Source organism: Saccharothrix longispora, from assembly GCF_030852425.1.
GTDB classification, from domain to species: Bacteria; Actinomycetota; Actinomycetes; order Mycobacteriales; family Pseudonocardiaceae; genus Actinosynnema; species Actinosynnema longispora.
Window position 1 is genome coordinate 52071 of record NZ_NSDM01000015.1, and the last position, 24928, is coordinate 76998.

General features: G+C 73.1%; 24 protein-coding genes. 10 read left to right on the forward strand and 14 right to left on the reverse strand.

Features of this window, described 5'->3' with window-relative positions:
- Nucleotides 1-5: 5 nt before the first annotated feature.
- Nucleotides 6-1397 carry a CoA transferase gene (locus tag CKY47_RS29930; protein WP_306749669.1) on the reverse strand — a complete coding sequence of 464 codons (1392 nt, stop codon included), beginning with the start codon at nucleotides 1395-1397 and terminating at the stop codon, nucleotides 6-8.
- Nucleotides 1398-1713: 316 nt separating this feature from the next.
- On the opposite strand from CKY47_RS29930, the gene CKY47_RS29935 reads away from it, so the two are divergent.
- Both CKY47_RS29935 and CKY47_RS29940 read left to right on the forward strand, forming a co-directional pair.
- Nucleotides 1714-2736: a Gfo/Idh/MocA family protein gene (locus CKY47_RS29935; protein ID WP_306749670.1), complete on the forward strand. Its 1023-nt coding sequence runs from the start codon at nucleotides 1714-1716 to the stop codon at nucleotides 2734-2736.
- Nucleotides 2737-3175: 439 nt separating this feature from the next.
- On the forward strand, nucleotides 3176-4534 hold the full coding sequence (locus CKY47_RS29940) for a pyridoxal phosphate-dependent decarboxylase family protein (protein ID WP_306749671.1): 1359 nt from the start codon (nucleotides 3176-3178) through the stop codon (nucleotides 4532-4534).
- A gap of 90 nt (nucleotides 4535-4624) precedes the next feature.
- On the opposite strand, the gene CKY47_RS37065 is transcribed toward CKY47_RS29940, so the two are convergent.
- The 4 genes from CKY47_RS37065 to CKY47_RS29965 form a co-directional block, all read right to left on the reverse strand.
- Nucleotides 4625-5800 carry an endonuclease gene (locus CKY47_RS37065; protein ID WP_371320761.1) on the reverse strand — a complete coding sequence of 392 codons (1176 nt, stop codon included), beginning with the start codon at nucleotides 5798-5800 and terminating at the stop codon, nucleotides 4625-4627.
- 209 nt (nucleotides 5801-6009) lie between these two features.
- Nucleotides 6010-6276 carry a hypothetical protein gene (locus tag CKY47_RS29955; protein ID WP_306749672.1) on the reverse strand — a complete coding sequence of 89 codons (267 nt, stop codon included), beginning with the start codon at nucleotides 6274-6276 and terminating at the stop codon, nucleotides 6010-6012.
- Nucleotides 6254-6460, reverse strand: a complete 207-nt coding sequence (locus CKY47_RS29960) for a hypothetical protein (protein WP_306749673.1) — start codon at nucleotides 6458-6460, stop codon at nucleotides 6254-6256. The genes CKY47_RS29955 and CKY47_RS29960 overlap by 23 nt, the downstream gene beginning before the upstream one ends.
- A 25-nt stretch (nucleotides 6461-6485) precedes the next feature.
- Nucleotides 6486-7247, reverse strand: coding sequence for an alpha/beta fold hydrolase domain-containing protein (locus CKY47_RS29965; protein ID WP_306749674.1), 762 nt, complete (start codon nucleotides 7245-7247; stop codon nucleotides 6486-6488).
- Nucleotides 7248-7373: 126 nt separating this feature from the next.
- Here CKY47_RS29965 and CKY47_RS29970 point away from each other — a divergent pair, with 126 nt between their 5' ends.
- The gene (locus tag CKY47_RS29970) at nucleotides 7374-8021 is read left to right on the forward strand and encodes a HemK2/MTQ2 family protein methyltransferase (protein WP_306749675.1); all 648 of its coding nucleotides are present in this window, start codon (nucleotides 7374-7376) and stop codon (nucleotides 8019-8021) included.
- Nucleotides 8005-8196 (forward strand): CDGSH iron-sulfur domain-containing protein, encoded by a 192-nt coding sequence (locus tag CKY47_RS29975; RefSeq protein WP_306749676.1) that lies wholly within the window; start codon nucleotides 8005-8007, stop codon nucleotides 8194-8196. The genes CKY47_RS29970 and CKY47_RS29975 overlap by 17 nt, the downstream gene beginning before the upstream one ends.
- On the opposite strand, the gene CKY47_RS29980 is transcribed toward CKY47_RS29975, so the two are convergent.
- Genes CKY47_RS29980 through CKY47_RS29990 form a run of 3 tightly spaced genes read right to left on the reverse strand, consistent with a single transcriptional unit; the run spans nucleotide 8193 to nucleotide 11776 of the window.
- Nucleotides 8193-9206 (reverse strand): iron-containing redox enzyme family protein, encoded by a 1014-nt coding sequence (locus CKY47_RS29980; protein ID WP_306749677.1) that lies wholly within the window; start codon nucleotides 9204-9206, stop codon nucleotides 8193-8195. The genes CKY47_RS29975 and CKY47_RS29980 overlap by 4 nt on opposite strands.
- Nucleotides 9207-9215: 9 nt before the next feature.
- Nucleotides 9216-10271 (reverse strand): carboxylate-amine ligase, encoded by a 1056-nt coding sequence (locus CKY47_RS29985; protein ID WP_306749678.1) that lies wholly within the window; start codon nucleotides 10269-10271, stop codon nucleotides 9216-9218.
- On the reverse strand, nucleotides 10268-11776 hold the full coding sequence (locus CKY47_RS29990; protein ID WP_306749679.1) for an FAD-dependent oxidoreductase: 1509 nt from the start codon (nucleotides 11774-11776) through the stop codon (nucleotides 10268-10270). The genes CKY47_RS29985 and CKY47_RS29990 overlap by 4 nt, the downstream gene beginning before the upstream one ends.
- 59 nt (nucleotides 11777-11835) lie before the next feature.
- Here CKY47_RS29990 and CKY47_RS29995 point away from each other — a divergent pair, with 59 nt between their 5' ends.
- The gene (locus CKY47_RS29995; protein WP_306749680.1) at nucleotides 11836-12270 is read left to right on the forward strand and encodes a DUF6098 family protein; all 435 of its coding nucleotides are present in this window, start codon (nucleotides 11836-11838) and stop codon (nucleotides 12268-12270) included.
- 42 nt (nucleotides 12271-12312) lie between these two features.
- Here CKY47_RS29995 and CKY47_RS30000 read toward each other — a convergent pair whose 3' ends face one another.
- From CKY47_RS30000 to CKY47_RS30015, 4 genes are all read right to left on the reverse strand, one after another.
- The gene (locus tag CKY47_RS30000; RefSeq protein ID WP_306749681.1) at nucleotides 12313-12855 is read right to left on the reverse strand and encodes a dihydrofolate reductase family protein; all 543 of its coding nucleotides are present in this window, start codon (nucleotides 12853-12855) and stop codon (nucleotides 12313-12315) included.
- A 72-nt stretch (nucleotides 12856-12927) separates the two neighbouring features.
- A complete protein-coding gene (locus CKY47_RS30005; RefSeq protein ID WP_306749682.1) occupies nucleotides 12928-14949 on the reverse strand; it encodes a neutral/alkaline ceramidase in 2022 nt (673 codons plus the stop codon).
- 84 nt (nucleotides 14950-15033) lie between these two features.
- The gene (locus CKY47_RS30010) at nucleotides 15034-16236 is read right to left on the reverse strand and encodes a cytochrome P450 family protein (RefSeq protein WP_306749683.1); all 1203 of its coding nucleotides are present in this window, start codon (nucleotides 16234-16236) and stop codon (nucleotides 15034-15036) included.
- 60 nt (nucleotides 16237-16296) lie between these two features.
- The gene (locus CKY47_RS30015; RefSeq protein ID WP_306749684.1) at nucleotides 16297-17097 is read right to left on the reverse strand and encodes a GntR family transcriptional regulator; all 801 of its coding nucleotides are present in this window, start codon (nucleotides 17095-17097) and stop codon (nucleotides 16297-16299) included.
- Nucleotides 17098-17279: 182 nt separating this feature from the next.
- On the opposite strand from CKY47_RS30015, the gene CKY47_RS30020 reads away from it, so the two are divergent.
- From CKY47_RS30020 to CKY47_RS30040, 5 genes are read left to right on the forward strand one after another with little or no spacing between them, the layout of a single operon-like run.
- Nucleotides 17280-18524 (forward strand): extracellular solute-binding protein, encoded by a 1245-nt coding sequence (locus CKY47_RS30020; RefSeq protein ID WP_306749685.1) that lies wholly within the window; start codon nucleotides 17280-17282, stop codon nucleotides 18522-18524.
- Nucleotides 18521-19468, forward strand: coding sequence for a carbohydrate ABC transporter permease (locus CKY47_RS30025; protein WP_306749686.1), 948 nt, complete (start codon nucleotides 18521-18523; stop codon nucleotides 19466-19468). Before CKY47_RS30020 ends, CKY47_RS30025 begins: the two co-directional genes overlap by 4 nt.
- Nucleotides 19465-20286: a carbohydrate ABC transporter permease gene (locus CKY47_RS30030; protein ID WP_306749687.1), complete on the forward strand. Its 822-nt coding sequence runs from the start codon at nucleotides 19465-19467 to the stop codon at nucleotides 20284-20286. Before CKY47_RS30025 ends, CKY47_RS30030 begins: the two co-directional genes overlap by 4 nt.
- Before the next feature lie 20 nt (nucleotides 20287-20306).
- Nucleotides 20307-21833 carry a beta-N-acetylhexosaminidase gene (locus CKY47_RS30035; RefSeq protein ID WP_306749688.1) on the forward strand — a complete coding sequence of 509 codons (1527 nt, stop codon included), beginning with the start codon at nucleotides 20307-20309 and terminating at the stop codon, nucleotides 21831-21833.
- 16 nt (nucleotides 21834-21849) lie between these two features.
- Complete coding sequence (locus tag CKY47_RS30040) at nucleotides 21850-23232, forward strand: cellulose binding domain-containing protein (RefSeq protein ID WP_306749689.1); 1383 nt, start codon at nucleotides 21850-21852, stop codon at nucleotides 23230-23232.
- A gap of 54 nt (nucleotides 23233-23286) precedes the next feature.
- On the opposite strand, the gene CKY47_RS30045 is transcribed toward CKY47_RS30040, so the two are convergent.
- Both CKY47_RS30045 and CKY47_RS30050 read right to left on the reverse strand, forming a co-directional pair.
- Nucleotides 23287-23538 carry a hypothetical protein gene (locus tag CKY47_RS30045; RefSeq protein ID WP_306749690.1) on the reverse strand — a complete coding sequence of 84 codons (252 nt, stop codon included), beginning with the start codon at nucleotides 23536-23538 and terminating at the stop codon, nucleotides 23287-23289.
- Nucleotides 23539-23637: 99 nt separating this feature from the next.
- Nucleotides 23638-24846 carry a helix-turn-helix domain-containing protein gene (locus CKY47_RS30050; RefSeq protein WP_306749691.1) on the reverse strand — a complete coding sequence of 403 codons (1209 nt, stop codon included), beginning with the start codon at nucleotides 24844-24846 and terminating at the stop codon, nucleotides 23638-23640.
- Nucleotides 24847-24928 lie beyond the last annotated feature (82 nt).

Genomic DNA, 24928 nt, shown 5'->3' on the forward strand with positions numbered 1-24928 from the left:
TTCCGTCACGTGAACTCCCACGGCGAGGTGGGCACGACGCAGCCGTCACGGGTGAGGGCGCGGGCGAAGCGGTCGTCGCGGGCGAGGGCGGCGAGGTCCGTGCAGACCTCGGCGGTGCGCGGGGCGGTGTCCCGGCGGGCGGCGCGGCTGTTCAGGCGGGAAGCCGCGCCCAGCAGGGGCGCGGTGAGGGTGTGGCCGGCGCCGGTCGTGGCGCGGCGGGTCAGGGCGTCGACCACGCCGTGGGCGCAGACGACGGCGCCGTAGGTCTCGACGATCGTCACGAGGGAGCCGGGGACGCCCGCGCGGGCCTGGGCGGCGGACTCGCCGGCGGCGTGCGGCGGGGTGTCGAGGTGGGTGGCGGCGTGGGCCTGGACCAGGCCGGGGTGGACGCGCGCGGCGTCACGGGGGCGCAGGGGCGCGGCGGCGGGCGACCAGTCGTGCAGCAGGACGTCGACGGCGGCGACCAGGTCGAGCAGTTCGCGGCGGCCGGCGACGGTGGCCGGGTCGACGCAGACCGAGCGCTTGCCGTGGTTGAGGGCGTGGAAGTGGGCGGACACGCCCGCGGCGCGGGGTGCGGCGTCGCGTCGGGGGTCGCCGCCGGGTGGTTCGACGCGGATGACCGTGGCGCCCAGGTGCCGCAGGAGTTGGCCGGCGAGGGAGCCGTGCACGCGGGTGCACGATTCGAGGACCACGAGGCCGGACAGCGGCAGGTGGTCGGTCGCGGGGCGCAGGGGGTGCGGCGCGGGGGCCGCGTGGGGGCGCAGGTCGTGCGGCGGGACGTGGTCCACGGTCCGGTGGGACACGCGGACCAGGGGCACGCGCGCGGTGGTCGCGGTGCGTTCGAGGAACTCCACGGGGGTGCGGGCGGCGACGGCGGTGAGGCCGGGCGGGAGCGGGCAGGTGGCGGTGGCGTGGCGGGCGGCGTAGGGCCGCCAGGCGGCGCGGGCGGTGTCGGGGGCGACGCCCGCGGCGGTCCAGAAGCGGCACCACGCGTCGGCGTCGGTGGTCTCGACCTCGAACGCGACGCCGTCGGCCGATACGAACGGGGGGCCGCCGACGTGGAACGGGCCCTCGGGGTCGTCGGCGGTGGCGGCGGCCAGGTAGGGCGAGACGGCGAGCAGCGCCGCCTGCGCGACGGAGGTGCGCGCGACGCGCGGGGGCAGGCCGCGCAGGTGCCCGAGGCCGGCCGCGGCGGCGCCGGTGGCGGCGAGTTCGGCGGCGACGACGGAGGCGTAGTCCAGGCCGAGGGGCGTGGGGCGGCCGAAGCGGCGGCCGTGGACGTGCATGAGGCCGCACGCGGCCTGGACGTCGAGTTCGCCGGCCAGCGGCAGGTCCACCGGCCCGGCCCACGGGACGGCGGCGCGCGCCGGGGCCCTGCGGGTGATCTGGGCCGTCATGCGGACCTCCCGGGTTCTCGCGTGGCCGGACAATGCGCCCCGCGCTTATCGGCGGACGCCTCGGGAAATGGCGCCGATTGCGGAAAGAATGGAACGTTCAGCGCACTCACCTCCGCGGTCGTCGTTCCGGGGCCGAGCGTATGGCAGGTGACCTGCGGGGCCTCCGCACACCGGGTAGTTCACTCTTCCTGGTCAACTCGCCGGGTGCGTGTTGACAGTCCGGGCGCGATTGGGACAACGTCGGACCGGATCAATTCGATCGCTATTCACGGTGCCTTCGAGACAAGACGGGGCTCATCTGGTGCGCACACTCGTCGTGGGTCTGGGCCGAGCCGGTGCGGAACTGCACCTCCCGGCGCTGGCCAGGGCACGAGCCTCTGTCCGGCAGCTGTTCGACGACCGGCCGGTGGTGGCGTGCGACCCCCGCCGACCGCTCGCCGAACTGCCCGGCGTGACGGTGGTCGGCAGCCTCGCGGAGGCCGCCGCGCTGCTCGACCCCGGTGACGCGGTGGCGCACGTGTGCACACCGCCGGCGGTGCGCGCCGAGGTGGTCGCGGAGCTGGCCGAGCGCGGGTTCCGCAACGTGGTCGTGGAGAAGCCGCTGGCCGCGGACACCGACGACCTCGCGCGGGTCATCCGGCTGCGCCGCCGCCACGGCCTGCGGGTCGCGGTGGCCGAGCCGTGGCTGACCAGCGTGCTCGCCGAACGGCTGGTGGGCCTGGTGCGCGGCGGATCGATGGGCGAGCCGCGGTCGGTGTCGATGGAGCTGAACAAGCCGCGGTTCCGCCGGACGCTGTCCGTGCCGGACCAGTCGACCGCGTTCGACGTGGAGCTGCCGCACGGCGTCGGCCTGGCGCTGCGGCTGGCGGGCAGCGCCCGGGTGACCCACGCGGCCGGGTTCGACCTGGTCGTGGACGACGTGGTGGTGCCCCGCATGGGCGGCGCGCGCATCGGGCTGCGGCACAACAGCGGGGTGCGCACGGAGATCAGCTCGGACCTGACCTCGCCGGTGCGGGAGCGGCGGATCACCGTGGAGTTCGAGCGGGGCAGCGCGGTCGGGCACTTCGCGGTCAGCGACGAGGACGACCACGCGCAGCTCACGGTGCTCGTGAACGGGCACCGCGCGCACGAGATCATGCGGGACGACGCGATGACCGAATGGGTGATCCGCGCCTACCGGCTGTTCCACGGTTCCGGCGACCAGCACGCGCGGGGGTTCGCGTTCGCCACGGACGTGGTGCAGTTGCTGTCGGTGGCCAAGAACATCTGCGCGGAGCCCGTCGTGCCCGCCGCACGGGGTGAATCGACGCCCGGCCGGGTGGCGGCCCGGTTGCGGTGACCCGCTTTCCACGGTGAATGGGCGCGGTCACGGAGTTCACGCACTGGTGCGCGCCGCACGCGAATTCCACCGACCACCGCCCGGTGTCACCGCGACAACGCCCTCGGCCCAGCCGCCGGGCCGAAACCGGTCGCGCGGCTCGGCGGGTCCGACGGGCCAGACCGCGCCACGGGGAGCACGATCCGGGCCCGACGATCACCGTCGTCCGGCGGCGGACCGACCTGACCGTGGGATCGGCCCTGTCCACCGTCGTCATCCTCGTCCTCGTGCTGCTCGCCCCGTGGCCCCTGCCCTTCGTCGCCACGTGGGCGACGCTGCTGGTCATCGGCTGGTCGGCGATGCGGTAGGTGTCCGGTTTCGACGAAGTGGACCGGGACACACCCCTCCGACCACACCTAGGGTCCTCGTCGTCCACCCCTCCCCCGCGACTGGAGCCACCGTGCTGGACGACCTGGCCGACCTGCTGGACACGACGAGCCGCTACGCCGCGTCGGTGCTGACCGGTCTGCCCACGCGCCCCGTCGTACGGGCCGCACCGGTCGCACCATCCCCGCTGCCCGAGGCGGGCATCGGCTTCACGGGCGCGCTGGACCTGTTCGACCGGCGGTGGGCACCGGGCTTCTCAGCCGCCGCCGGCCCCCGCTACCTCGGGTTCGTCACCGGCGGCAGCACCCCCGCCTCGATCGCGGGCGACTGGCTGACCTCGGCGTTCGACCAGAACCCGGCCGCCTCGGACGGCACGTCGGCCCCCGACCTGGAACGCGAGACCGTGCGGTGGCTCGCCGCCCTGTTCGGGTTGGGCGAGGAGCACTCGGGCGCGTTCGTCAGCGGGGCGACCACGTCCAACCTCGTCGGCCTCGCCGTGGCCCGCGAGTGGCTCGGCGAACAGCTCGGGGTGTCCGTGGCCGACGAGGGCGTCGGCGCGCTCGGACCGGTGCGCGTGCACTCGGGAGCCGCGCACTCCAGCGTGTCCAAGGCGCTGTCCGTGCTCGGCCTGGGCCGCGACAGCCTGCGCCCGGTGCCCACCCTGCCCGGCCGCGAGGCGATCGACGTCGACCGGTTGGCCGACGAGCTCGACGGCACACCCGCGATCGTCGTGGCGAACGCGGGCACGGTCGACACGGTCGACTTCGACGACCTGCGCGCACTGGTGGACCTGCGGTCGCGGAAGAAGTTCTGGCTGCACGTCGACGCCGCGTTCGGCGGGTTCGCCGCCCTGTCACCACGGCACGCACACCTGGTCGACGGCCTCGCCGACGCCGACTCGGTGTGCGTCGACCTGCACAAGTGGCTCAACGTCCCCTACGACTCGGCCGTCCAGTTCACCCGCCGCCGCGACCTCCAGCTGAAGGTCTTCCGCAACGCGGCCCCCTACCTCGGACAGCCCACCGACAACCCGGACTTCGTCCACCTGACCCCGGAGAACTCGCGCCGCCTGCGCGCCCTGGCCACCTGGTTCACCCTCACCGCCTACGGCCGCGACGGCCACCGCGACATCGTCGAGCGCTGCACCGCCCTGGCGCGCGACCTGGGCGACCGCATCGCCCGGACCCCCACCCTGCGCCTGCTCTCCCCCGTCCTCCTCAACGTCGTCTGCTTCACCCTCGCCCACGACCCCACCAGGGAACGCGTCGCCGAAGCCGCGCACCGCATCGCCGCCACGGGCGACACCTTCCTCACCACCACCGTCCACAAGGGACAACCGGCGCTGCGCGCCGCGTTCAGCAACTGGCGCACCCGACCGACCGACGTCACCACCGTCCACAACGCCCTGACCACCGCCTGCGCCGACCTCTGAACACCCACCCCGCCACTCGACCGGGCGATCACCGGAGAACAGGACCGCCCGGCCCCCGCGCAGCGAGGACCGGGCGGACCGCGAAACGGCTCAACCCCAGATCGACGTCGCCCACTCCGGGTGGTCGACGAACGGGTTGCGGTTGTGCTGGAAGCTCTCGTAGATCACCTGGTTGCGCCGCTTCTCGAACGCGTCCGGCGGGTCCTGGGCGTTCCACCGGAGCAGCACCGGCAGACGACCGTGGTACGGCGCGGTCCCGTTGTTCACGGCGTTGTTCATCTCCAGGTCCGGCCAGCCGTCACCGCCCTCGTAGCGCACCGCCATGTAGAACAGCATCCGCGCCACGTCGCCCTTCACCGCGTCGCGCGGCTCCCACGAGTCGGCGTCGGTGTAGTTGCCCGGCGCCTCGCCCGCCGCCGAACCACCCGTGTCGAAGTCCTTGTTGCCCCGGTTCGCGTTGACCGACACGTCCTCCGGCCGCAGGTGGTGCACGTCGGTGCCCGGCCCGGTCGCCGTGCCGAAGTCACCGTGCGACTTGGCCCAGACGTGCTCCCGGTTCCAGTCGTTCGCGTTGCCGCCGTTGGTCGTCTTGGCCTGGGACCGCCCCGAGTACAGCAGGATCACGTTGGCGCTGTTGGCCGGGTCCTGGTCGGTGACCTTCAACGCCTCCCACACCTGGTCGTAGCTCAGCTTGGTCTGGGTCCTGACGATCCCGTTGAGCGCCGTCTTCAGCGCCGTCCCGGACTTGCCGATCGCCGTGCGGTAGTAGGTGTCGTCGTAGCCGCCACCGGGAGCGGACGTCGTGGTCGTCGGCCGGACCGTGGTGGTGCTCGTCGGCGACGTGCCCGCGAACGCGAACGCCGTCGGCGACGTCAGCCCGGCGTGCGAGAAGTACGCCCCCAACGGACCGGTCACGTCGACCTGCCGCCCCAACAGCGACGGGTTGCTCCTCAACCCCCACTGGGCGCGGAACGACGACGTGATCTGCACGTACAGCATCTGACCGGTGGCGGTCTGCCCCGGCGAATCCGCCAGGGCCAGCGCGTAGTCGGACGGGAAACCGGACCGCACCACGGTGCTGGTGGCGGTCGGCTGCCCCACCACGTAACCCCGCACGGTGGCCGACACGCCGTTCTGCTGACCGATCGCCTGGGCGACCGTGATCGGAGCGGCACCGGCCGCGGTGCTCGGGACCAGCAGGGCGGTGGCGACCACCACGACGGACGCGACAACGGCAAGGGGATGCAGCAGGGATTTGTATCGCACGATGAGGTGTCTCCTCCCCGAGTGCGGCGTCGCAGGGTGGCCGCACTCGGGGAGGATCGCACGAAAAACAACACTTCAGAGTGAATGATCACCGAACATTGTTGACCAACCGACGAACTGTTGACGCACTCTCGCCACGCGCGACACCTGCCCGTGCGACGACATACCCCAGCGCAGGGCACACCCGCCCCCTGCGCGTTCAACGGACTTCACGAGGCCGCGAGCAGATGTACGTCGTCCCGGTGGACCGTCACCACGTCGGGGCCGTCGTCGTGCTCGGCGAGCGAGGTCTGTCGGGCACTCGGATCATTTTTTGCCCACACTGAAGCAATAGGGACCAGTGGTACCATTTCGCCGCCGAAGCCGAGGGCCACCCGAGCCCACCTGAGCAGCAGTTCCGGCGCCCGATCGTCGTGCGTCGGGGTCGCCGCGACGAGACCGGCGGCCAACTCCTCATGCGAACGGATCAGCGCCACCAGCCGCCCGAGCAGCCCTGACCGCGCACCCCGACGCGCGGAGCTGGACGTTCTCCACGACGCCGCTGGGCCGCACCGAGGTCGGCGACGACTCACCCGGCGCGACCACCCGGGCACCTCCCACGCCCCGTTCGCCGGGGTCCCGGTTGCCGAACGCGACGAGCCGGGCGGGTGGTTCGACCACGGCGTGATCGTCGCACGTGCCCGCGTCAGCGCGCCGGCGACACCGGCTCCCGGGCCGCCGCCCACTCCGCCAGGCGCGGTGCGAGCAGCTCGTAGAGGCCCGGGTCCAGGGCCATGCCGGTGTGCGTGCTCCCGAGCTCGACGCACTCGGCGCACGGGTCGGCGCACAGCTCCGGCGGCGCGATGACGTCGTTGCACGAGGAGAACGCCAGCGCGGGCACGGTCAGCGGATCGGCCATGGCGGTGGAGTTGGTGTCGTAGCACGGCCCGGCGAAGCAGTCCTCGTCCAGCAGGCCCGGCAGGCCGGCGGCGGAGAGGCGGGCCAGGGTGCGGGCCACGCGGACCACGCTGGGGTGCGCGCCGAGGGTGTCCAGGACGGGACTGGCCAGCATCACGATGCCGCGCACCAGTTCCGGGCGGCGCACGGCCAGGAGGCGGGCCAGTCCTCCCCCGCGGCTCTGGCCGAACAGGACCACCGGGCCGCCGGTGGCCTCGTGGTGCGCTTCGAGCCGCTGTTCGAGGCGGTCCACCAGCGCGGTGGTGCACCCGACGTTGAGGCCGATGCGCGCCCCGATCGGCACGTAGCCGCGACGGGCGAGCCAGGTGCGGGTCAGCCGCAGGCTGAGGTCGCCGAAGCCGAACCCGGGCACCAGCAGCACACCGGTGCCGCGCCCCTGGCCGGGGTCGGCGTCGCGCCAGGCCGCGTGGGACAGCAGGCGCGGGATGCCGAGCACGGCCAGCAGCACCTGCTCCCGGGCCATGGCCCGGGCACCGTCGACGACACCCATGGGCACCTCCCTCTCCGGCCTCGTCCCTCCCGCGCCGTCCGGGACCGGAGGGTTCCCGGTCCCGCGCCGGCGAATCCCGGTGCGCCCGGACCGTTTGCCGGCGGAGATGGTGGGAACCACACTCCTATGTGGATGTGGAGGCCGCCGGGGGTCTACCGGCCGCAGGACGACACGTGGCTGATGGTCGAGGCCCTGGCCGACGCGGGCGTCCCGCCGGGTGGACGGGCCCTGGACGTGTGCACGGGTACGGGCGCGCTGGCGGTCGCCGCCGCACGCGCCGGTGCGAGAGAAGTGACGGCGGTGGACCGGTGCCGCCGCGCCGTGCTGGCCGCCAGGGTGAACGGCGCGGTGCGCGGCATCCGGGTCGAGGCCCGGCACGGCGACTTCGGCGACCTCGTCGGCGAGGACCCCTACGACCTGATCACCGCCAACCCGCCGTACGTGCCGAGCACCGGGGTGCCCGACAGCGGACCGGAGCGGGCGTGGGACGCGGGCCGTCGGGGCCGTGCGGTGCTCGACCGGCTGTGCGCGGTGATGCCGCTGTTGCTGGCGGACAAGGGGGTCGGGCTGATCGTGCACTCGACGCTGTGCGACTCGGACACCACGCTGCACCAGTTGCGCGGCGGCGGGCTCAAGGCGTCGGTCGTCGCGCGCCGCACCATTCCCTTCGGACCGGTGATGCGCGGGCGGGCGCGGTGGCTGGAGGAGCAGGGGCTCATCGCGCCGGGGCAGACGGAGGAGGAACTGGTGGTGGTCCGTGCCGACGCGGCGTGACTCGCGCAAGGTGACCGTGGTGCCCGGCGGGCCCCTCCTGGTGGAGGGACCGGTCGAGGTGGAACTGGACGACGGGACGCTGGTCGAGTCCGACCGGTTCGTCGTCGCGGTGTGCTCGTGCCGCCGCAGCAAGCGCTACCCGTTCTGCGACACGAGCCACCGCAAACGCCGTTAGGCGGATTCCTCGGGGAGGGGCAGGCGCAACGCCGTCTGCCCCTCCTGCCACGCGCCGAGCAGGTGCTCGCCCAGGCGTGCCTCCAGCAGTTCGGTGGCCTGCACGCCGAACACCACGGACCCGGTCAGCTCCGGCTCCCGGTCGAGCAGGTCGCCGATCACGTCGCGCCGCATGATCTGCTCGTGGACCGCGTCCGCCTCGATGTGCTCGGTGAAGAACTCCACGCAGTCGGGGTGCGCGCCCATCCGCTCCAGCGCCTTCGCCACCCGGGCGGCGCTGGGCGCGGTGGTGATCTCGGCGGCGGCGAAGTGGCCGACCAGGGCGCCGCGCAGCGAGCGGTGCAGCCCGCACAGCGACATCAGGTTGACGGTGGCGAGCACGACCGCGGGCGCGTTCTCCAGGTAACCCAGGTAGTCGTCGGACAGGCCCGCGCCGAGCAGCAGGTCCCCGAACAGCCGCGAGTGCATCCGATCCGCCCGACCGCCGCCGAACTCGTCGAACTCGACGGCCACCAGCGCCGCCTTCGCCCGGCCGCGCAGCCTGGGGATCACCCAGGCGTGCGGGTCGGCCTCCTTCAGGTGGTAGATGGAGCGCAGGGCGAAGTACTCGCGCACCTGCCACCACTCCCCCCGGTCCTTGAGGAAGTGGCTGACGCCGGAACCGTCGACCGGCTCCACCAGCAGCTCGTCGAGCACACCGGTGATGTCGGCGCCGCCCGGCACGTCGGCGCGCAGCGCGTCGAGGAACACCGTCTCCAGCAGGCCGCGGAACCGGATCAGCTCCGGGTCCCACTCCCACTCGTCCGTGACGCCGGCCCAGCCCTGGTAGTGCAGTTCGTAGCACAGGTGCAGGGCGAGCTGGAGGTCCTCGCCGTACGGGTCGGCCGCGACCGACGAGGGCAGGGCGACGGCGGGCGGCGCGCCGCGCAGGGCGTCGAGGACTGCTTCCGACAACGGCCCGCGCGGCGCGGGGAGCACGGCCGACTCGACGGCCCGGTCCACAGTGGTCATGCGGGTGGACTACCCAGTTCCCGCCTCGATGCACGTGATCGTCGCCGCTTCGGGCGAACCGGCCCGCTGTTGGCGCACCGCCCCGTTGCCCTCCGCGAGCACCCGGTCGAGCAGCGACCGTACCGCGACGCGGTCCTCCCCCAACGCGTCGGCCGCGTGGTCGAACAGCGCCTCCAGCAGCTCGGGCACGGGGACGCGCCGCGCGGTCAGCGGATCGACCCCGTCACCGGTCAGCCCGTATCGCGCGGCCGACCACACCGCCGCCGCCAGCACCTGCTCGTCCAGCTCCGGCGCGGGTCCCGGCGGCGTGGCGGCCACCAGGGCGCGGGTCAGCGCCGCCTGGAGCACCGCCTCCCCGGGCGTGGCCGCGGTGTCCGCGACCCGCACCTCCACGGTGGGGTACCTCGGCGACGGTCGGGCGAACCAGAACGTCTGGCTCTCGTCCACCAGCACGCCGAGGTCGACCAGCCTGGCCACGGCGGCGTCGTGCGCGGCGGCGTCCGCGAAGTGCGGGGTGACGCCCGAACCGGGGAACTTCGACTGCTCCACGATCCGCCAGCTCGCGTAGCCGGTGTCGCGGCCCGCCCAGAACGGCGAGTTCGCGCCCAGCGCGAGCAGCGCGGGCAACCAGCGCCGCAGGTGGTTGACCACGTGCACGGCGGTGTCCCGGTCGGGCACGCCGACGTGCACGTGGCAGCCGTTGCTCTGGTAGTCGGTCACCTGCGCCCGGAACAGCTCCTCGACCCGCCCGTACCGGCCACCGGGCGCGAACCCCGGCGCCGGGTCGGCGAGCGGCGGCGTCCCGGAGGCCAGCAGCCGCAGCCCCGACGCCTTCGCCGCGCCCACCAGCGCACGGCGGCCGGCGACCAGCTGCGCGCCCAGCCCGTCCAGGTCGTCGCACACGCCGGTGGCGAACTCGACCTGGGTGCCCATCAGCTCCGGGTGCGCCTTCGCGCCCGGCGGCAGCTCCTCGACCCTGGCCAGCACCTCGGCCGCGCGCGGCACCGGGCGCAGCGTCGTGGGGTCGACCAGGAGGAACTCCTCCTCCGCTCCGATCGTGCTCAAGCGGGGTCCCGCCGTTCCAGCGGCTCGGTCGCCGGTCCTTCCAGGACCTCGCCGTCGACGTCGAAGCGCGAGCCGTGGCACGGGCAGTCCCAGCTGACCTCGGCCTGGTTGAACCGGACCAGGCAGCCCAGGTGCGTGCAGCGCAGCGACACGCCGTGCGCGCGGCCGTCGTGGTCGCGGTACACGCCCGCCTTGCCCGTGCCGTCGCGCACCACCCGCGCCTCGCCCGCGGGGACCTCGCCGGCCGAGGAGACCTCGGCGGGCTTGAGGCGGTCGCCGACGAGGTCCACCGCGACCTTGGCGTTCATCTTGGCCAGCGTGGGGGCGGACTTCAGCGACACGCGGTGCGGGCTGAACCGGTCCGCCCACGGGTTCTCCTCACCCCGCACCAGGTCCGCGAGCAGCATCGCGGCGGCGGTGCCGTTGGACAGGCCCCACTTCATGAACCCGGTCGCGCCGAACAGGCGGTCCGAGCCGGGCGTGTACGGGCCGACCATCGGCAGGTGGTCGTAGGGCACGGCGTCCTGCGCGGACCAGCGGTGGGTGACCTCGGCGACGTCCCAGTGCTCGGCGGCGAACTTGAGCAGCTCGCCGTAGGGGTCGCCCTCCTCCGAGCCGGTCGCGTGGCTCTGCCCGGACACGATGAGCAGGTCGTGGTAGTTCGACAGCGACCACGACGGGGTGCCCGTGCTGATGGACAGGCCGGGCGGCGGCGAGCCGGCGTTCAGCCGCACGGCGATGCAGTAGGAGCGGACCGCCTCCAGCCGCGCGAAGTACAGGCCGCGGTCGAGGATCGGGTAGTGGGTGGCGATGACCACGCGGTTGGCGACCACCACGCCGCCCTCGGTGCGCACCCGGACCGGGTCTCCGTCCTCCACGCGCAGCACGCGGCTGTTCTCGTAGACCTTCGAGCCGCCGCCGTCGACCAGTTCGGCGAGCGCGCGCACGTACCTGACGGGGTGGATGGCGAGCTGGTCGTCCAGCCGCACGGCCGCCGCCACGGGGAACGGCACGCCCATCTTCTCGCCCCGGTCGCGCACCACGGGCAGCCCGGCCGCCTGCGCCGCGCCGAACTCCTCCTCGACGGACGGCACCTCGTCGTTGGTGAACGCGAACGTGTAGGCGGGCAGCCGGCGCAGGTCGCAGTCGACGCCCTCCCTCGCGACGATCGTCTCGAGCATCTCGACGCCGGCCCGGTTGGCGGCGGCGTAGACGGCCGCGGCGTCCTCCCCGTGCCGCTTCACGATCGTGGAGTACTGGGTGGACTGGAGCGCGGTCACCTTGGCGGTGTTGTTGCCGCTGACGCCGCTGCCGACGAGGCCGGCCTCGATCAGCGCGACGCGCAGGCCGGCGCGCTTGAGCAGCAGGGCGGTGGTCACCCCGGTGATGCCGCCGCCGACCACGGCCACGTCGGCCGTCTCCTCGGAGGTCAGTGCGGGGTGCCGGCTCCCGGCGATCGCCGCGGTCCACAGGGACTCGCGTGCCGTGGTGGTCGAATCGGTCATGGTGATCGCGTACCCGGAATCGGGAGTTCGAACCGCCGTCCCCTGGTTACCCCCGGGCCATGCGCACCTTCGCCGACCTCGACGACCTCGTGGCCCTCGTCGCACAGCGGAACGGCGCCGACCTGTTCGTCCGCTGGTCGCTGGGCCCGGACGCGGACGGCGGCCGGTGCAGCCGGGACGGCTTGACCGGCCTCGCGCTGCCCGGCCTGTCCGCGAACGCCCTGGCCGTGGAGCCCTGGTGGGGTGACCGGCCGCTGCGCCTGTGGGTGGCCCGCCGCCTGCACGACTACCGCCACCTGCGGGAGCGCCGCAGCACGGGCACCCGGCCGTGGGTGCTGGAGGGCACCGAGGTCGGCCGGGGCCCGGACAACGAGCCGCTGGTCGACCGCCACCGCCCGATCGGGTGGATCACGGACGAGGTGCTCGCCGAGTGCGAACGCCTCGTCCTGGCCACCGCCGCCACGCCGTGGGGTCCGCTCGACCGGGAGGGCTGACGCGACCCGGCGGCCGGGTCGCGCCGGGTCGCCGGGTCGCGCCTACTTCCGCACGCGGAAGCGGAGCATCGTGATGTCACCCGACCGGGTGTTGTCGAGGGGTTCCAGGTCGATCCGGTCGAGGCTCGGGGGCGTGAAGCGGACGCCGTCGCCGAGCAGCACCGGGACGACGTACACCAGGATCTCGTCGACGAGGCCGCGCTCCAGGCACTGGGCCGCCACGTCGGCGCCGAGGACCTCCAGGTCCTTGTCGCCGGCGGCGGCGCGGGCCGTGGCGACGGCTTCCTCGACCCCGCAGGTCAGGAACGTGACGGTGGGGTCCGGCTCGTCGGGGGGTTCGTGGGTGAGGACGAACTGCGGTCCCCCGTCGTAGGGGGTGTCCTGGGCGGCCATGCGCTTGGCGACCTCGTAGGTGCCCCGGCCGACGAGCATGGCGCCCGCGGCCGCCATGACCTCCGGGAACGTGTCCGGGGTCAGGTGCTCGCCGACCCAGCCCATCTCGTGGCCGCGACCGGCGATGAAGCCGTCCAGCGACATCGCCCTGTTCACGACCACCTTGCCGGCGCCGATCCCCACCCCGCCCATGCGCTTCCCCCTTGCCGGTACCGAATCCGGAAGTGGATCGTAGTTCCGCCGGCGGGGAGGGCGGGAGCCGCACTAGCCGACCGTGAAGCTCCTGGTCGCGCCGGTGAAGCCGGTGATCGCCCCGGTCCAGCCGCTCTTCCAGTCGCCGTGGTGGACGATGCGGTAGGTGCCGGCCGGGGTGTCCGCCGGGATCGCCCACGTGAGGGTGGCCGTGGAGTTCGCGATGCCCTCGCGCTGCCAGCGGTAGCGGGTGGACCAGTCGCCGTCGTCGGCGTGCCGGGTCCACCGGCCGTCCACCAGGCGCTGCACCTCCAGGAACGTGCCGTTGCGGTGCAGGTCGTTCTTGGGGTGGCCGGTGACGAAGACCGCCGCGGCGGTCTGCCCGCGGGTGTAGGAGGCGGCGGGCTCGGTGCGCACCTGGCCGAACGACGTGCCGATCGGCTTGTCGTCGAACACCACGCCGGTCTGGAGGTTGATGCCGGTGAACGGCGGCGTGCCGGGCGTCGGGCCGGGCGGCAGGGCGGCGCCGGTGCGCAGCGACGCGGCGAGCTTGCCGAACTCCTGCTCGTAGGCGGGCAGGGTGTTGCGGCCGAACAGGGTCGAGCCGCCCTCGTACTGCTGGAGGTCGTACTCCTCCGGGGTGGTCACGTACTGGGCGTAGTCGTTGGCGTAGCCCTGCACGAGCACGTTCTCCAGCGGCACGCCCGCCTCCGCCGCCACCGACTGCCGGATGCGCAGGCCGGCCACGATCGTGACCTCGCCGGGCACCGCGACCAGGTGCAGCGGACCGATCTTGACCACCTGGAGCGGCACGACGTTCGGGGTCGCGCCGATCAGGCCGGTGGGCACGAGCGACGCCTTCGGGTACTGGCAGTCCTTGAGCCACTGCGGCACCTCGACCTGCAAGGGCTCGAACAGCGCCTTCCACGGGCTGGCCATGCCCTCGTGGAACAGCGGGATCGCCGGGCCGTCCTCGACGCTGCCCGCCAGGGTGGACGCGCCGACCACGCCGGAGCACGTGGTGCCGGGGCGGCCGTCGGTGGTGAACCGGCCGTCCACGGCGACCGCCGACATGTCGACGAACCGCATCCGGGAGTCCACCGATCCGGTGACTGCGGCCTGCGGGCCGGCGAAGACCCGCTGGGCCTCGCGGTTCTGGCGCTCGCCGATGATCCGGGTGTTCTCGACCTCGTCCTCGGTGGGACCCGAGCCGGGCCTCAGGTTGAGGTTGGGCGACATGTCGCCCGCGTTGGTGTTGGGGAACGCGGCCACGAACCCGGGCCGGTCGTCGAGGTAGCGCACGCCGTGGTGGTCGTGCTCCCACCGGTAGGACGCGTACCCCTTGTTGTCCGGGCTGATCAGGGTGTTCCTGTTGGTCATCGACGTGTTGTGGGTGGCGAACCAGCTGATCGCGCCGACGTCGGTGGTGCCCTGGCGGAACCTGAGGACGGTCATCGACGGGTCGACGGCGTTCGGGAAGTGGGCCTTGTCGGCGGCCGGGTTGCGGTCGAACGCGGTGCGCGAGCGGTTCACGCTGGCGTCGGTGAGCTGTCCGCGGCCGAGCGTGATGGTGCCGGGCCTGAGGTCCTCGTGCGCCTCCACGACCGACTCGGTGATGCCGTCGGCGATGGCGTCCAGGGTCTGCTTCTGGAGGCCGAGGACCGACAGGTTGTAGGCGAGGTTGTGCGAGTAGCCGCCGGGTCCGGCGTGGGTGTGGGTGGCGGACAGCAGCAGGTTCTCGCGCGTGTACGTGGCGCCGTAGCGGGCCTGGAGGCGGGACAGCACGGCCTCCTGCACGGCGCGGAAGACCATCGCCAGGTCGGCGTTGACGTAGGCGACGCGCTTGCCGGTGGCCTGGTCGACCACGACGAAGGCGCGGGACCGCTGCCGCTGGTGGATGCCGGTGGTCTTCTGGTCGAACGACGAGTAGCCCATCATGCCGTTCTCGGCGGCGGGCCCGGTGACGTCCGAGATCCCCCGCCCGACCAGGTAGGGCGCGGCCGGGCCGGGTTGCGCGCCGGCCGCGGGCAACCCGACCAGCACCAAGGCCCCGACCAGCGCGCTGGACACCAGTGACCGGCGTGTGCTCCGCATTCCCACTCCCGACGTACGCGAAAGGGATTCACCTTTGTCGAGGACGGTAGTGACCCGGACCACTCCCGGCAAGTCCGGGAACGGTCAGCGCAGGCGGACGGGCAGCTCCAGGTGGCCGTTGGAGATGAACGAGCGGACCGGCCGCAGGTCCTCCACCGGCACCGCCGGGGCGAGGTCCGGGAACCGCGCGAACAACGCGGGCAGGGCCACCTCGGCCTCCAACCGGGCCAGCGGGGCGCCGAGGCAGTAGTGCACGCCGTGCCCGAACGCCAGGTGCGCCTTGTCCGGCCGGGTCAGGTCGTACTCGTCGGCCGTCGGCCCGTGGTGCAGCGGGTCGCGGCCCGCGCCCGCGAACGCGGCCAGGATCGCCTCGCCGCGCCGGATCACCACGTCGCCGACCTCCACGTCCTCGACGGCGTAGCGCAGCGGCAGGTTCGCCACGGGCGCCTGCCAGCGCAGCGTCTCGTCCACCACGTCACCCCAGCCCCGCTCGCCCGTCCGCACCAGCCGGAGCTGGTCGGGGTGGGTGAGCAGCGCGACGACGGCGTGGTCGAGCAGGTTCACCGTCGTCTCGTACCCGGCGGAGATCAGCAGGACGAGGGTGTCCACCAGTTCGGTCGCGGTCAGGCTCCCGTCGTCCTGGTCGTGCGCCGCGATCAACCCGCTGATCAGGTCGTCGCCGGGGGTGGCGCGCTTGGCCTCGACCAGTTCGCCGAGCGTGCGGTAGAGCCGTTCCCGGTTGGCCGGCGCGCTCTCCGGGGCCGGCGTGGTGTCGAAGACGGCGTCCACGAGGGCGCGCAGCTCCGGGCGCGTCCGGTCGGGGATGCCCAGCATCAGGCAGATCACCTCGATGGGCAGCGGGTTCGCGTACGCCTCGCGCAGGTCGGCGGTGTCCCCACCGGCGTCGAGCGAGTCGAGCAGCCTCGTCGCGATCCGCTCCACCTCGGGCCGCAGCGACTCCACCCGGCGCGGGGTGAACGCCTTCGACACCAGCGAGCGCAGCCTGCGGTGGTCGTCACCGGAGGCGTTGAACATGTTCCGCACGGACACCCAGAGGTGCAGCGGCCAGTCCTCGGGCACCTCCCCCGCCGCCCAGGCGGTCCAGTGCCGTCGGGCGTCCTTGGAGATCCGGGGGTCGGCGAGCAGTCGACGCAGCACGTCGATGCCGGTGACGGACCACGCGGTGAGGCCGCCCGGCAGTTCCACGCGGGTGGCCGGGCCGAGTTCGCGCAGCCGCGCCGCCTCCCCCTGGAGGTCGCGGCCGGTCGGGTCGAGGACGTAGGTCATGCACCCACCGTGGCAGCGGCGCCGCGGCCGGCACACCCCCGTGGGGGTCATGTCGGCGGACTACTGGACGTCCCCCGTGGTGGCCGAGCGGACCGTCGTGGCGGAGCCCGGCGGGATGCCCGGGTAGTGGTCGGCCCGGTCGCCGGGGGCGGTGCGGCCCAGCGAGAGGCGGGAGACGATGCGGTAGCGGTCGCCCCGGTAGAGCGAGTGCACGTACTCCACGGGGCGGCCGGCGGTGTCGTTGGTGAGGCGTTCGAACAGCAGGGCCGGCGCGAAGACGGGCACGCCGAGCAGCTCGGCCTCCGAGTCGTTGGTGACGGTCGGCTCGATGGACTGCACGGCGTCGCTGACGTGCACGCCGTGGTCGGACAGCCGGTCGTAGAAGTTGCCGGATTCCATGTCCTCCTGGGTGAGGCCGGGTGCGACGGCGACCGGCACGTGCAGGTACTCGATCGCCATGGGCTGGCCGTCGACCAGGCGCAGCCGGGCGGTGTAGTTGACCTCGGCGGCCGGTGACACGCGCAGCTTGCGGCCCACCCGCGCGCCGGCCGGGACCCTGGCGTGCTCCAGGACGCGGCTGGTCCACGCGCCGCCCGCCTGCGGCAGCGTCATGGCGCGGTCACCGGAGACCAGCTCCTGGGTGATCTTGGCGGGCGCGACGAACGTGCCCCGGCCGTGCTGGCGGACGAGCAGGCCGGTGTTGACCAGCTCGTCGACCGCGGAGCGCAGCGTCGGCCGGGAGACGGACAACCGCGCGCACAGGACGCGTTCGGCGGGGATGGGCGCGCCCGGCGGGTGCGTCTCGATCAGCTCCAGCAGGTAGTCGCGCACCCGTTCACGCTTGAGGATCGGTTCGGCCATGCCGCCTCGCTTCGTTCTGCCGCGTCGCCGGGCCAGTATGTCAGACCAGTGGTCAGTGACCACTTCACAAGGATCGAGAGCGCTCTCACGGCTGTGACGTGGGTGTTGACGGACACATTGGTCTATGCCATCTTCGACACGCTCCACCGGAGGTTACCAATTGGTCAGCTGAGAGGTGAGACGTGTCGCACCGCCCCGTCGCCGTGGTCCTCGCGTTGGGACTAGCCCTGGCCGCCTGCGGAACCGACGCCGGCGACGCCGGTGGGAAGCAGGAGATCACCGTCTGGCTGATGAAGGACTCGACCACCGAGGACTTCGCGAGCCGGTTCGAGGCCGAGTTCGAGCGCGACCACCCCGACCTGGACCTGGACCTCCAGGTCCAGGAGTGGAACGGGATCACGCAGAAGGTGACCAGCGCGCTGGCCAGCACCGACCCGCCCGACGTGATCGAGGTCGGCAACACCCAGGTCGCCCAGTACGCGGCCAGCGACGGCGTGGCCGACCTGTCGGCGAAGAAAACCGAACTGGGCGGTGACGACTGGATCCCCGGCCTGGCCGAGCCGGGCGCGGTGGACGGCAAGCAGTTCGGCGTCCCCTGGTACGCCGCCAACCGCGTGGTCGTCTACCGCAAGGACCTGTTCGAGGCCGCGGGCGTGACGCCGCCCAGGACCCGCGACGAGTGGCTGGCCGCGACCGACCGGCTCGACGAGGGCGACGTGCAGGGCATCTACCTGCCCGGCCAGAACTGGTACGTGCTGTCCGGGTTCGTCTGGGACGAGGGCGGCGACCTGGCCCGGAAGTCCGGCGACCGGTGGGCCGGTTCGCTGAACACGCCGGAGGCGCTGGCCGGCGCGGACTTCTACCGGCGGCTCCAGGCGCTGGGCGACGGCCCCAAGGACTCCGACGAGGCCAAGCCGCAGCAGACCGACGTGGTGGCGGCCGGGCAGGTCGCGCAGTTCATCGCGGTGCCCGGCGCGGCGAAGCTCGTGGAGAAGGCCAACCCGGCACTGGCGGGCAAGCTCGGCTTCTTCCCCATCCCCGGCAAGACCGCCGACGAGCCCGGGGCGGTGTTCACCGGCGGCTCCGACCTGATCATCCCGCTCGCCTCGCCCCGCCAGGAGGGCGCGTACGAGGTGGTCAAGGCGCTGGCCGGGGAGAAGTGGCAGGTCGAGCTGGCCAAGGCGATGAACTACGTGCCGAACCGGACGAGCCTGGCGAGCGCGGTCGGCGACGACCCGGGCGCGGCGGCGATGGCGGCGGGCGCGGTCAACGGGCACGCCACGCCGAACTCGCCGAACTGGGCGGCCGTCGAGGCGCGCAACCCGATCAAGGAGTTCCTGACGGAGGTGCTGACCGGCGCCGACCCGGCCACCGCGGCGGCCGAGGCGGACCAGGTGATCACCCAGGCGCTCAACTCCGGGACGTGACCGCGACGTTGGCGCGGCCGGTGGACGACCGGCCGCGCACCACCCCTCCCCCGCGCCGCCGCCGGTCCTGGTGGCCCTACCTGCTGATCTCGCCGACCCTGGCGGCCACCGCGTACCTGCTGCTGTACCCGTTGGCGCGCAACGTGGTGATGTCCGTTCAGGAGTTCGGCCTGCCGCAGCTGGTGCGCGGCGACGCGCGGTTCACGGGCCTCGCGAACTACGCGAAGGTGCTGTCCGACCCCGAGTTCTGGGCCGTCGTGCGGCGCACGCTGCTGTTCACCGCGGTCAACGTCGTGCTGATCATGCTGCTGTCCACGCTGGTGGCGCTGCTGCTGGTGCGGCTGGGCCGGTGGCTGCGGCTGCTGGTGATGTCCGGGCTCGTGCTGGTGTGGGCCACCCCGGTGATCGCCGCGACCACGGTGTTCCAGTGGCTGTTCCAGTCCCGACTGGGCGTCGTGAACTGGGTGCTGGTGGAGCTGGGCTTCGAGTCGTACCGCGACTACACGTGGTTCGCCGACGGCCCCGCGACGTTCGCGATCCTGGTGGTGCTGATCGTGTGGCAGTCGGTGCCGTTCGCCGCGCTGTCGCTGTACGCCGCGATGGTGACCGTCCCGTCCGAGCTGTACGAGGCCGCCCGGATGGACGGGGCGGGCGCGTGGCGGGTGTTCACCAGGATCACGTTCCCGGTGCTGCGGGCCATGTTCGGGCTCATCACGTGCCTGGAGGTGATCTGGGTCGCCAAGGCGTTCGTGCAGATCTGGGTCATCAGCCAGGGCGGTCCGGGGCAGGCCACGACGACGCTGCCGGTGTACGCCTTCCAGGTGGCGCAGTCGTTGCAGCGCTACGACCTCGGCGCGGCGGTGTCGATGCTCATGGTCGTGCTGCTGGTGCTCGCCCTGCTGGCCTACTTCCGGCAGCTCTACCGGCAGGAGGGGGTGTCGTGACCGGGCGGGTGCTGCGGACCGTCGCCGCGCTGGTCGTGTTCGCGGTGTCGGTGTTCCCGGTGTACTGGATGGTGCTGACCGCGTTCAAACCCGCCAAGGACATCCAGGCGGCGACGCCGACGTTCCTGCCGCTGTCCCTCACGTTCGAGCACTTCGGCACGGCGGTGGCGGCGCGCGGCTTCTGGTCGTTCTGGCGCAACAGCCTGCTCGTGGCGGGCGGGGCGGTGCTGCTGTCGCTCGTGGTGGCCCTGCTGGCGGCGTTCGCGGTGGCGCGGCTGCGGTGGAAGGGGCGGCGCGGGTTCATCCTCATGGTGTTCGTCGCCCAGATGACGCCGTGGGAGGCGCTGCTCATCCCGGTCTACGTCATCGCCCGCGACACCGGGATGCTCGACACGCTCTGGATGCTCACGCTCGTCTACTTCATGATCACGCTGCCGTTCACGATCGTGACGCTGCGCGGGTTCCTCGCCGCCATCCCGGTGGACCTGGAGGAGGCCGCCCTGGTGGACGGCTGCTCGCGGGCGCAGGCGTTCCGGCGGGTGGTGTTCCCGCTGCTCGCGCCGGGCCTGCTGGCGACCTCGCTGTTCGGGTTCATCACCGCCTGGAACGAGTTCGCCTTCGCCAACGTGCTGATCATCAAGGACCAGGACGACCGCACGCTGCCGGTCTGGCTGTCCTCGTTCAGCAACACCTTCGGCACCGACTGGGGCGCCACCATGGCAGCCTCGACGCTGTTCATGCTCCCGGTGCTGCTGGTGTTCCTCGTGCTCCAGGGCCGCGTCACCACCGGTATCACCGGTGGCGCGGTCAAGGGCTGACCAACCAGGGGGTTCCGCTCGTGATCGTCCCACGCCCGACGCGGCTGGTCCGCAGGCACGGCCGGTTCGCGCTCGACGAGGACACCGCGATCCGCGCCACGCCCGGCGCGGAGGGCGCGGCCCGGCTGCTGCGCCACCTGCTGCGGCCCGCGACCGGCCTGCCGCTGCCGCTGCACGAGGACGGGCGGGTCGTGTTCGCGCTCGACGAGCGGCTCGTCGGGCTCGGCGACGAGGGCTACGCGCTGACCGTGAACGAGCACGCCGTGGTGCTGCGCGCGGCCACCCGGCAGGGCCTCGCGCACGGCGTGCAGACCATCCGGCAGCTCCTGCCGGCGCAGGCGCTGGGGTCGCGCCCGGCGTCCGGGGTGGAGTGGGCGCTGCCGGGTGTCGACGTGCGGGACACGCCCCGGCTGCCGTGGCGGGGCGTGCTGCTGGACGTGGCGCGGCACTTCCAGCCGGCGCCGGTGCTGCGCCGGTTCGTCGACCTGCTGGCGCTGCACAAGCTCAACGTCCTGCACCTGCACCTCACCGACGACCAGGGCTGGCGGATGCCCGTGCCGCGCTACCCGCTGCTGACCGAGGTCGGCGGCAGGCGGGCCGAGACGGCGGGCGACGGCGTGCCGCACGGCGGCGCGTACACGCGGTCCGAGCTGGCGGGGCTGGTCGCCTACGCCGCGGAGCGCGGCGTGCGGGTCGTGCCGGAGATCGAGATGCCCGGTCACGCCCGCGCCGCGCTCGCCGCCTACCCGCACCTGGGCAACGACCCGGGCCGCCGGCTGCCGGTGTGGACCCGCTGGGGCGTGAGCGACGCGGTCTTCGGCGTGGGCGACGCGACGCTGGAGTTCTGCCGCGACGTGCTCGACGAGGTGCTGGAGGTGTTCCCCGGCCGGCACGTGCACCTGGGCGGCGACGAGTGCCCCACCACCGAGTGGGAGAGCGGCGCCGGCGCGGCGGAGCGGGTCGCGCGCGAGGGCCTGGCCGGGCCGCACGAGCTGCACGGCTGGTTCCTGCGGGCCATGGCCGACCACCTCGTGGAGCGCGGTCGGGTGCCGGTGTCGTGGGAGCGGATCGGCGACCCGCGCGTGGTGGTCATGCCGTGGCGCGACGCCGACGACGCCCGCTCCGCCCTGGACGGGGGCCACGACGTGGTGATGGCGCCGCACCGCTCGACCTACCTCGACTACCCGCAGACCTCCGACCCCGACGAGCCCGCCGGGCAGCCCGGCCTGGTGGTCACCGCGCACGACGTCTACCACCTGCCGCTGCCCACCGGGGTGCTCGGCGCGCAGTGCGCCCTGTGGACGGAGTACGCGCCGACCCCGCACGACCTGGAGCGCCTGGCGTTCCCGCGGCTCGCGGCGCTGGCCGACGCGCTGTGGACGCAGCGCCCCTCGTGGACCGACTTCACCGACCGGATGCGCGAGCACGGGAGCCGCCTGACGGCGCTCGCCGTGCCGCACCGCCCCCTGGACACCCGTCGGCCGCCGACCGCCCGAGAGGAGGCCAGCACCCAGGACGAAGCCCGCTCCCCTGTCCCACCCTGCTGACACGAGGAGAACAACCTTGTCCGCACGCGTTATCGCCGCCGTGGGCTCGGCCGCCGTGGCGGTCGCCGCCCTGGTGACCGCGCCCACCGCGATGGCCGCCGACGTGGTCACCGCCCAATACCGGACCAGCGCGTCCGCGAACACCACCGACCAGGTCGAGCCGTGGCTCAAGCTGGTCAACTCCGGGTCGACCACCGTGCCGCTGGCCGACCTCAAGGTCCGCTACTACTTCACGAGCGAGACGCCCGACGTGGGCTACCGCTTCGCCTGCTCGTGGGCCGTGCGCGGCTGCGGCAACGTGACCGGCACGTTCGGCACCCTCACCGGCGGCGCGGCCGACCGGTACCTGGAGGTCGGCTTCACCCCCGGCGCGGGCTCGCTCGCACCGGGCGCCGACTCCGGCGACCTCCAGCTGCGGTTCTACCGGAGCAACTGGGGCCGGATCACGCAGACCGACGACTACTCGTTCCGCGCGTCGAGCTCCTACTCGCCGTGGTCGCGCGTCACCGTGCACCGCGGCGGCACCCTGCTGTACGGCACCCCGCCGGGTGGTTCGTCGACCACCACCACGACGACCACGACGACGAACCCGCCGAACCCGAACGGTCCGGCGCTGTTCGACGACTTCGACTACGCCTCGTCGTCCGACTCGCGGATCGCGCAGCGCGGCTGGACCGTCCGCTCCGGCGGTGGCGGCCCGGGCGTGCCCGCGACCTGGGAACCGTCGCAGGTGACGTTCCCGACCGTGGACGGGCAGAAGTCGATGCGCCTGGAGTCGTCCAACAACGGCTCGACGGCGCGGCAGACCGAGCTGTACCACCAGCGGAAGTTCTTCGAGGGCACGTACGCGGCCCGGGTGAAGTTCTCCGACACCCCGGTCTACGGGCCGGACGGCGACCACGTGGTGCAGACGTTCTTCACCATCACGCCGCTCGACAGCGACCTCGACCCGAACTACGGCGAGATCGACTTCGAGTACCTGCCCAACGGCGGCTGGGGCGAACCCGCGAACATCATGTACGAGACGACGTGGGAGACCTACCGCAACGAGCCGTGGCTCGCGGACAACATCCACAGCGAGCAGCGGCAGAGCTACGTGGGCTGGCACGACCTGGTCTTCCAGGTCGCGAACGGCCGGGTGAAGTACTTCATCGACGGGGTCCAGGTCGCCGACCACGGCGACAAGTACTACCCGGAGACGCCGATGTCGATCAACTTCAACCTGTGGTTCATCGCGGGCGGCCTGGCCGGCGCCCCCGGTGACCGCGCGTACCAGCAGCACGTGGACTACGTGTACTTCGCGAAGGACCAGGTGCTGAGCCCGGCGCAGGTGCAGTCGCGCGTCGCCGGCTACCGCTCGTCGGGTGTCGCGCACGTGGACACGGTGCCCGCGAGCTGATCACCCCTCCCCGGCCCGCTGCCGCCGAGCGGGCCGGGGAGACCGGGTCCGGTGTCAGCTCCCCGTGGCCCGCAGGGTGCTCGCTGCCCGGGTGCTGCCGGTCCGGCCTCGCGCGGCCGCGATGTCGGCCAGCGCCTCGTCCACCTCCCCGGCGAACTTCCCGAGGGCTTCCTCGGTGAAGGTCAACTCGGTCGCCCCGCCCGCGAACTCGAACCGCACCTCCCCGGCGACCACCTCGTGCCTGATCGTGCTGTTCGACTCGATGCGCACGCGCACCACGTTGCGCACGCCGACGTCAGTCCTCATGTACGACTCGACCTCCCACTGGACGGATGACTGCCACGCGCGAGAACGTAGGAGCGCCTGTCCGGTCGGACTTAACTGCTTGTTAACGGATGCGCGAGTTCACCCGACAGGTGCGACGCCCACCCGCCACGCGAGACCGCGCAGCTCTCGGCCTGCCGCATCGCGTCGAGCACGACGCAGCAGGTCCGCGACGGCCTCGCGGACGAACACGTTGTTGCGCACGAGCTGCGGTGCGATGGACTCCGCGGTGACGAGCGCCCGGATTCCCCCATCGGTGCCGGCGCGCTCCGTGAGCAGAGACCGCCCCAGGTCCGTCCAGTACGTCGCGCGCCGTGCCTTGGCGGGCAGCTCGTCGGGGTTCACGCGGCGAGCCAGCTCGACCACCTTCCCGCCCTCACCCAACTCGGTCGCCAGGGAGATCCGCCACACGCCGACGTTGGGGCGGCCGAAGTGGAGGAACGCGAAGTTCTCCCGCTGCTCCGGCAGGTGTTCCGCGAGTGCGGCGGCCTCGTCCAAGTGGGTGCGGGCAGTGCCGCCGTCGCCCATCGAGGCTGCGGCCAGGGCGGCGTTCAAGTGGAGCATCCCGACGGCTTGGCGGACGTTCGACCCGTCGGCCCTGGACAGGCGGTCGATGCCGCGCACCGACGCGGCGAGTTGGTGGGCGCGCCCCTGCGCCCCGGCCACGCTGCCGCGCAGCCACACGGAGAACCCCAGCCATTCCGGCGAGTCCAACTCCTCCGCGCACTGCTGCGCCAAGCGGGCCGCGAGCACGGGCAACCCCCGCACGCCCAGGTTCTTCGTGAGCACGGCCGCGGCGTGGTAGGTGTGCAACAGGCCCACCAGCACGTCCCGGCGGTGGGCGGGGTGGCGCACGTACGCGGTGTGCAGCCGGAGCAGCAGGTCCGGCACCACGCGTCCTTGCGCCGCGTAGTCGGCTTCCGGTCGCAGCACGGTGTTCAGGTGGACGACGCGGTCGCGCAGGTCCGGCCACGGGACGGGCGCGACACCGGGGTCCACACCGAGGTCGACGGCGGACAGCACGGTCTCGATCTCGCGGATCGCGGCGTGCGCCTCGGCATCGGCGGCATCGGTGGGCGGGAACGGGGAGCCCGTCAGCTCGGTGGGGGCGACCTGGAGGGCGTCGGCGAGTGCTTCCAGCACGGCTCGCTTGGTCACCGGCCGAAGGCCGCGCTCGATCATCGACAGGTAGGCCGGGGTGATCCCGGCAAGCCCGGCGACGGCGGTCAGCGACAGCCGTCGCCAGGAGCGCACCTCGCGGAGTCGACGGCCGACGTGGTTGTCCGACATGCGCACCTCCGGAGCCGGTTCCAGGGTAGCGGGGTCCGGTCGGCACACCGGTCGGGTGACGGCCCGGCGCGAGAGGCGGCCC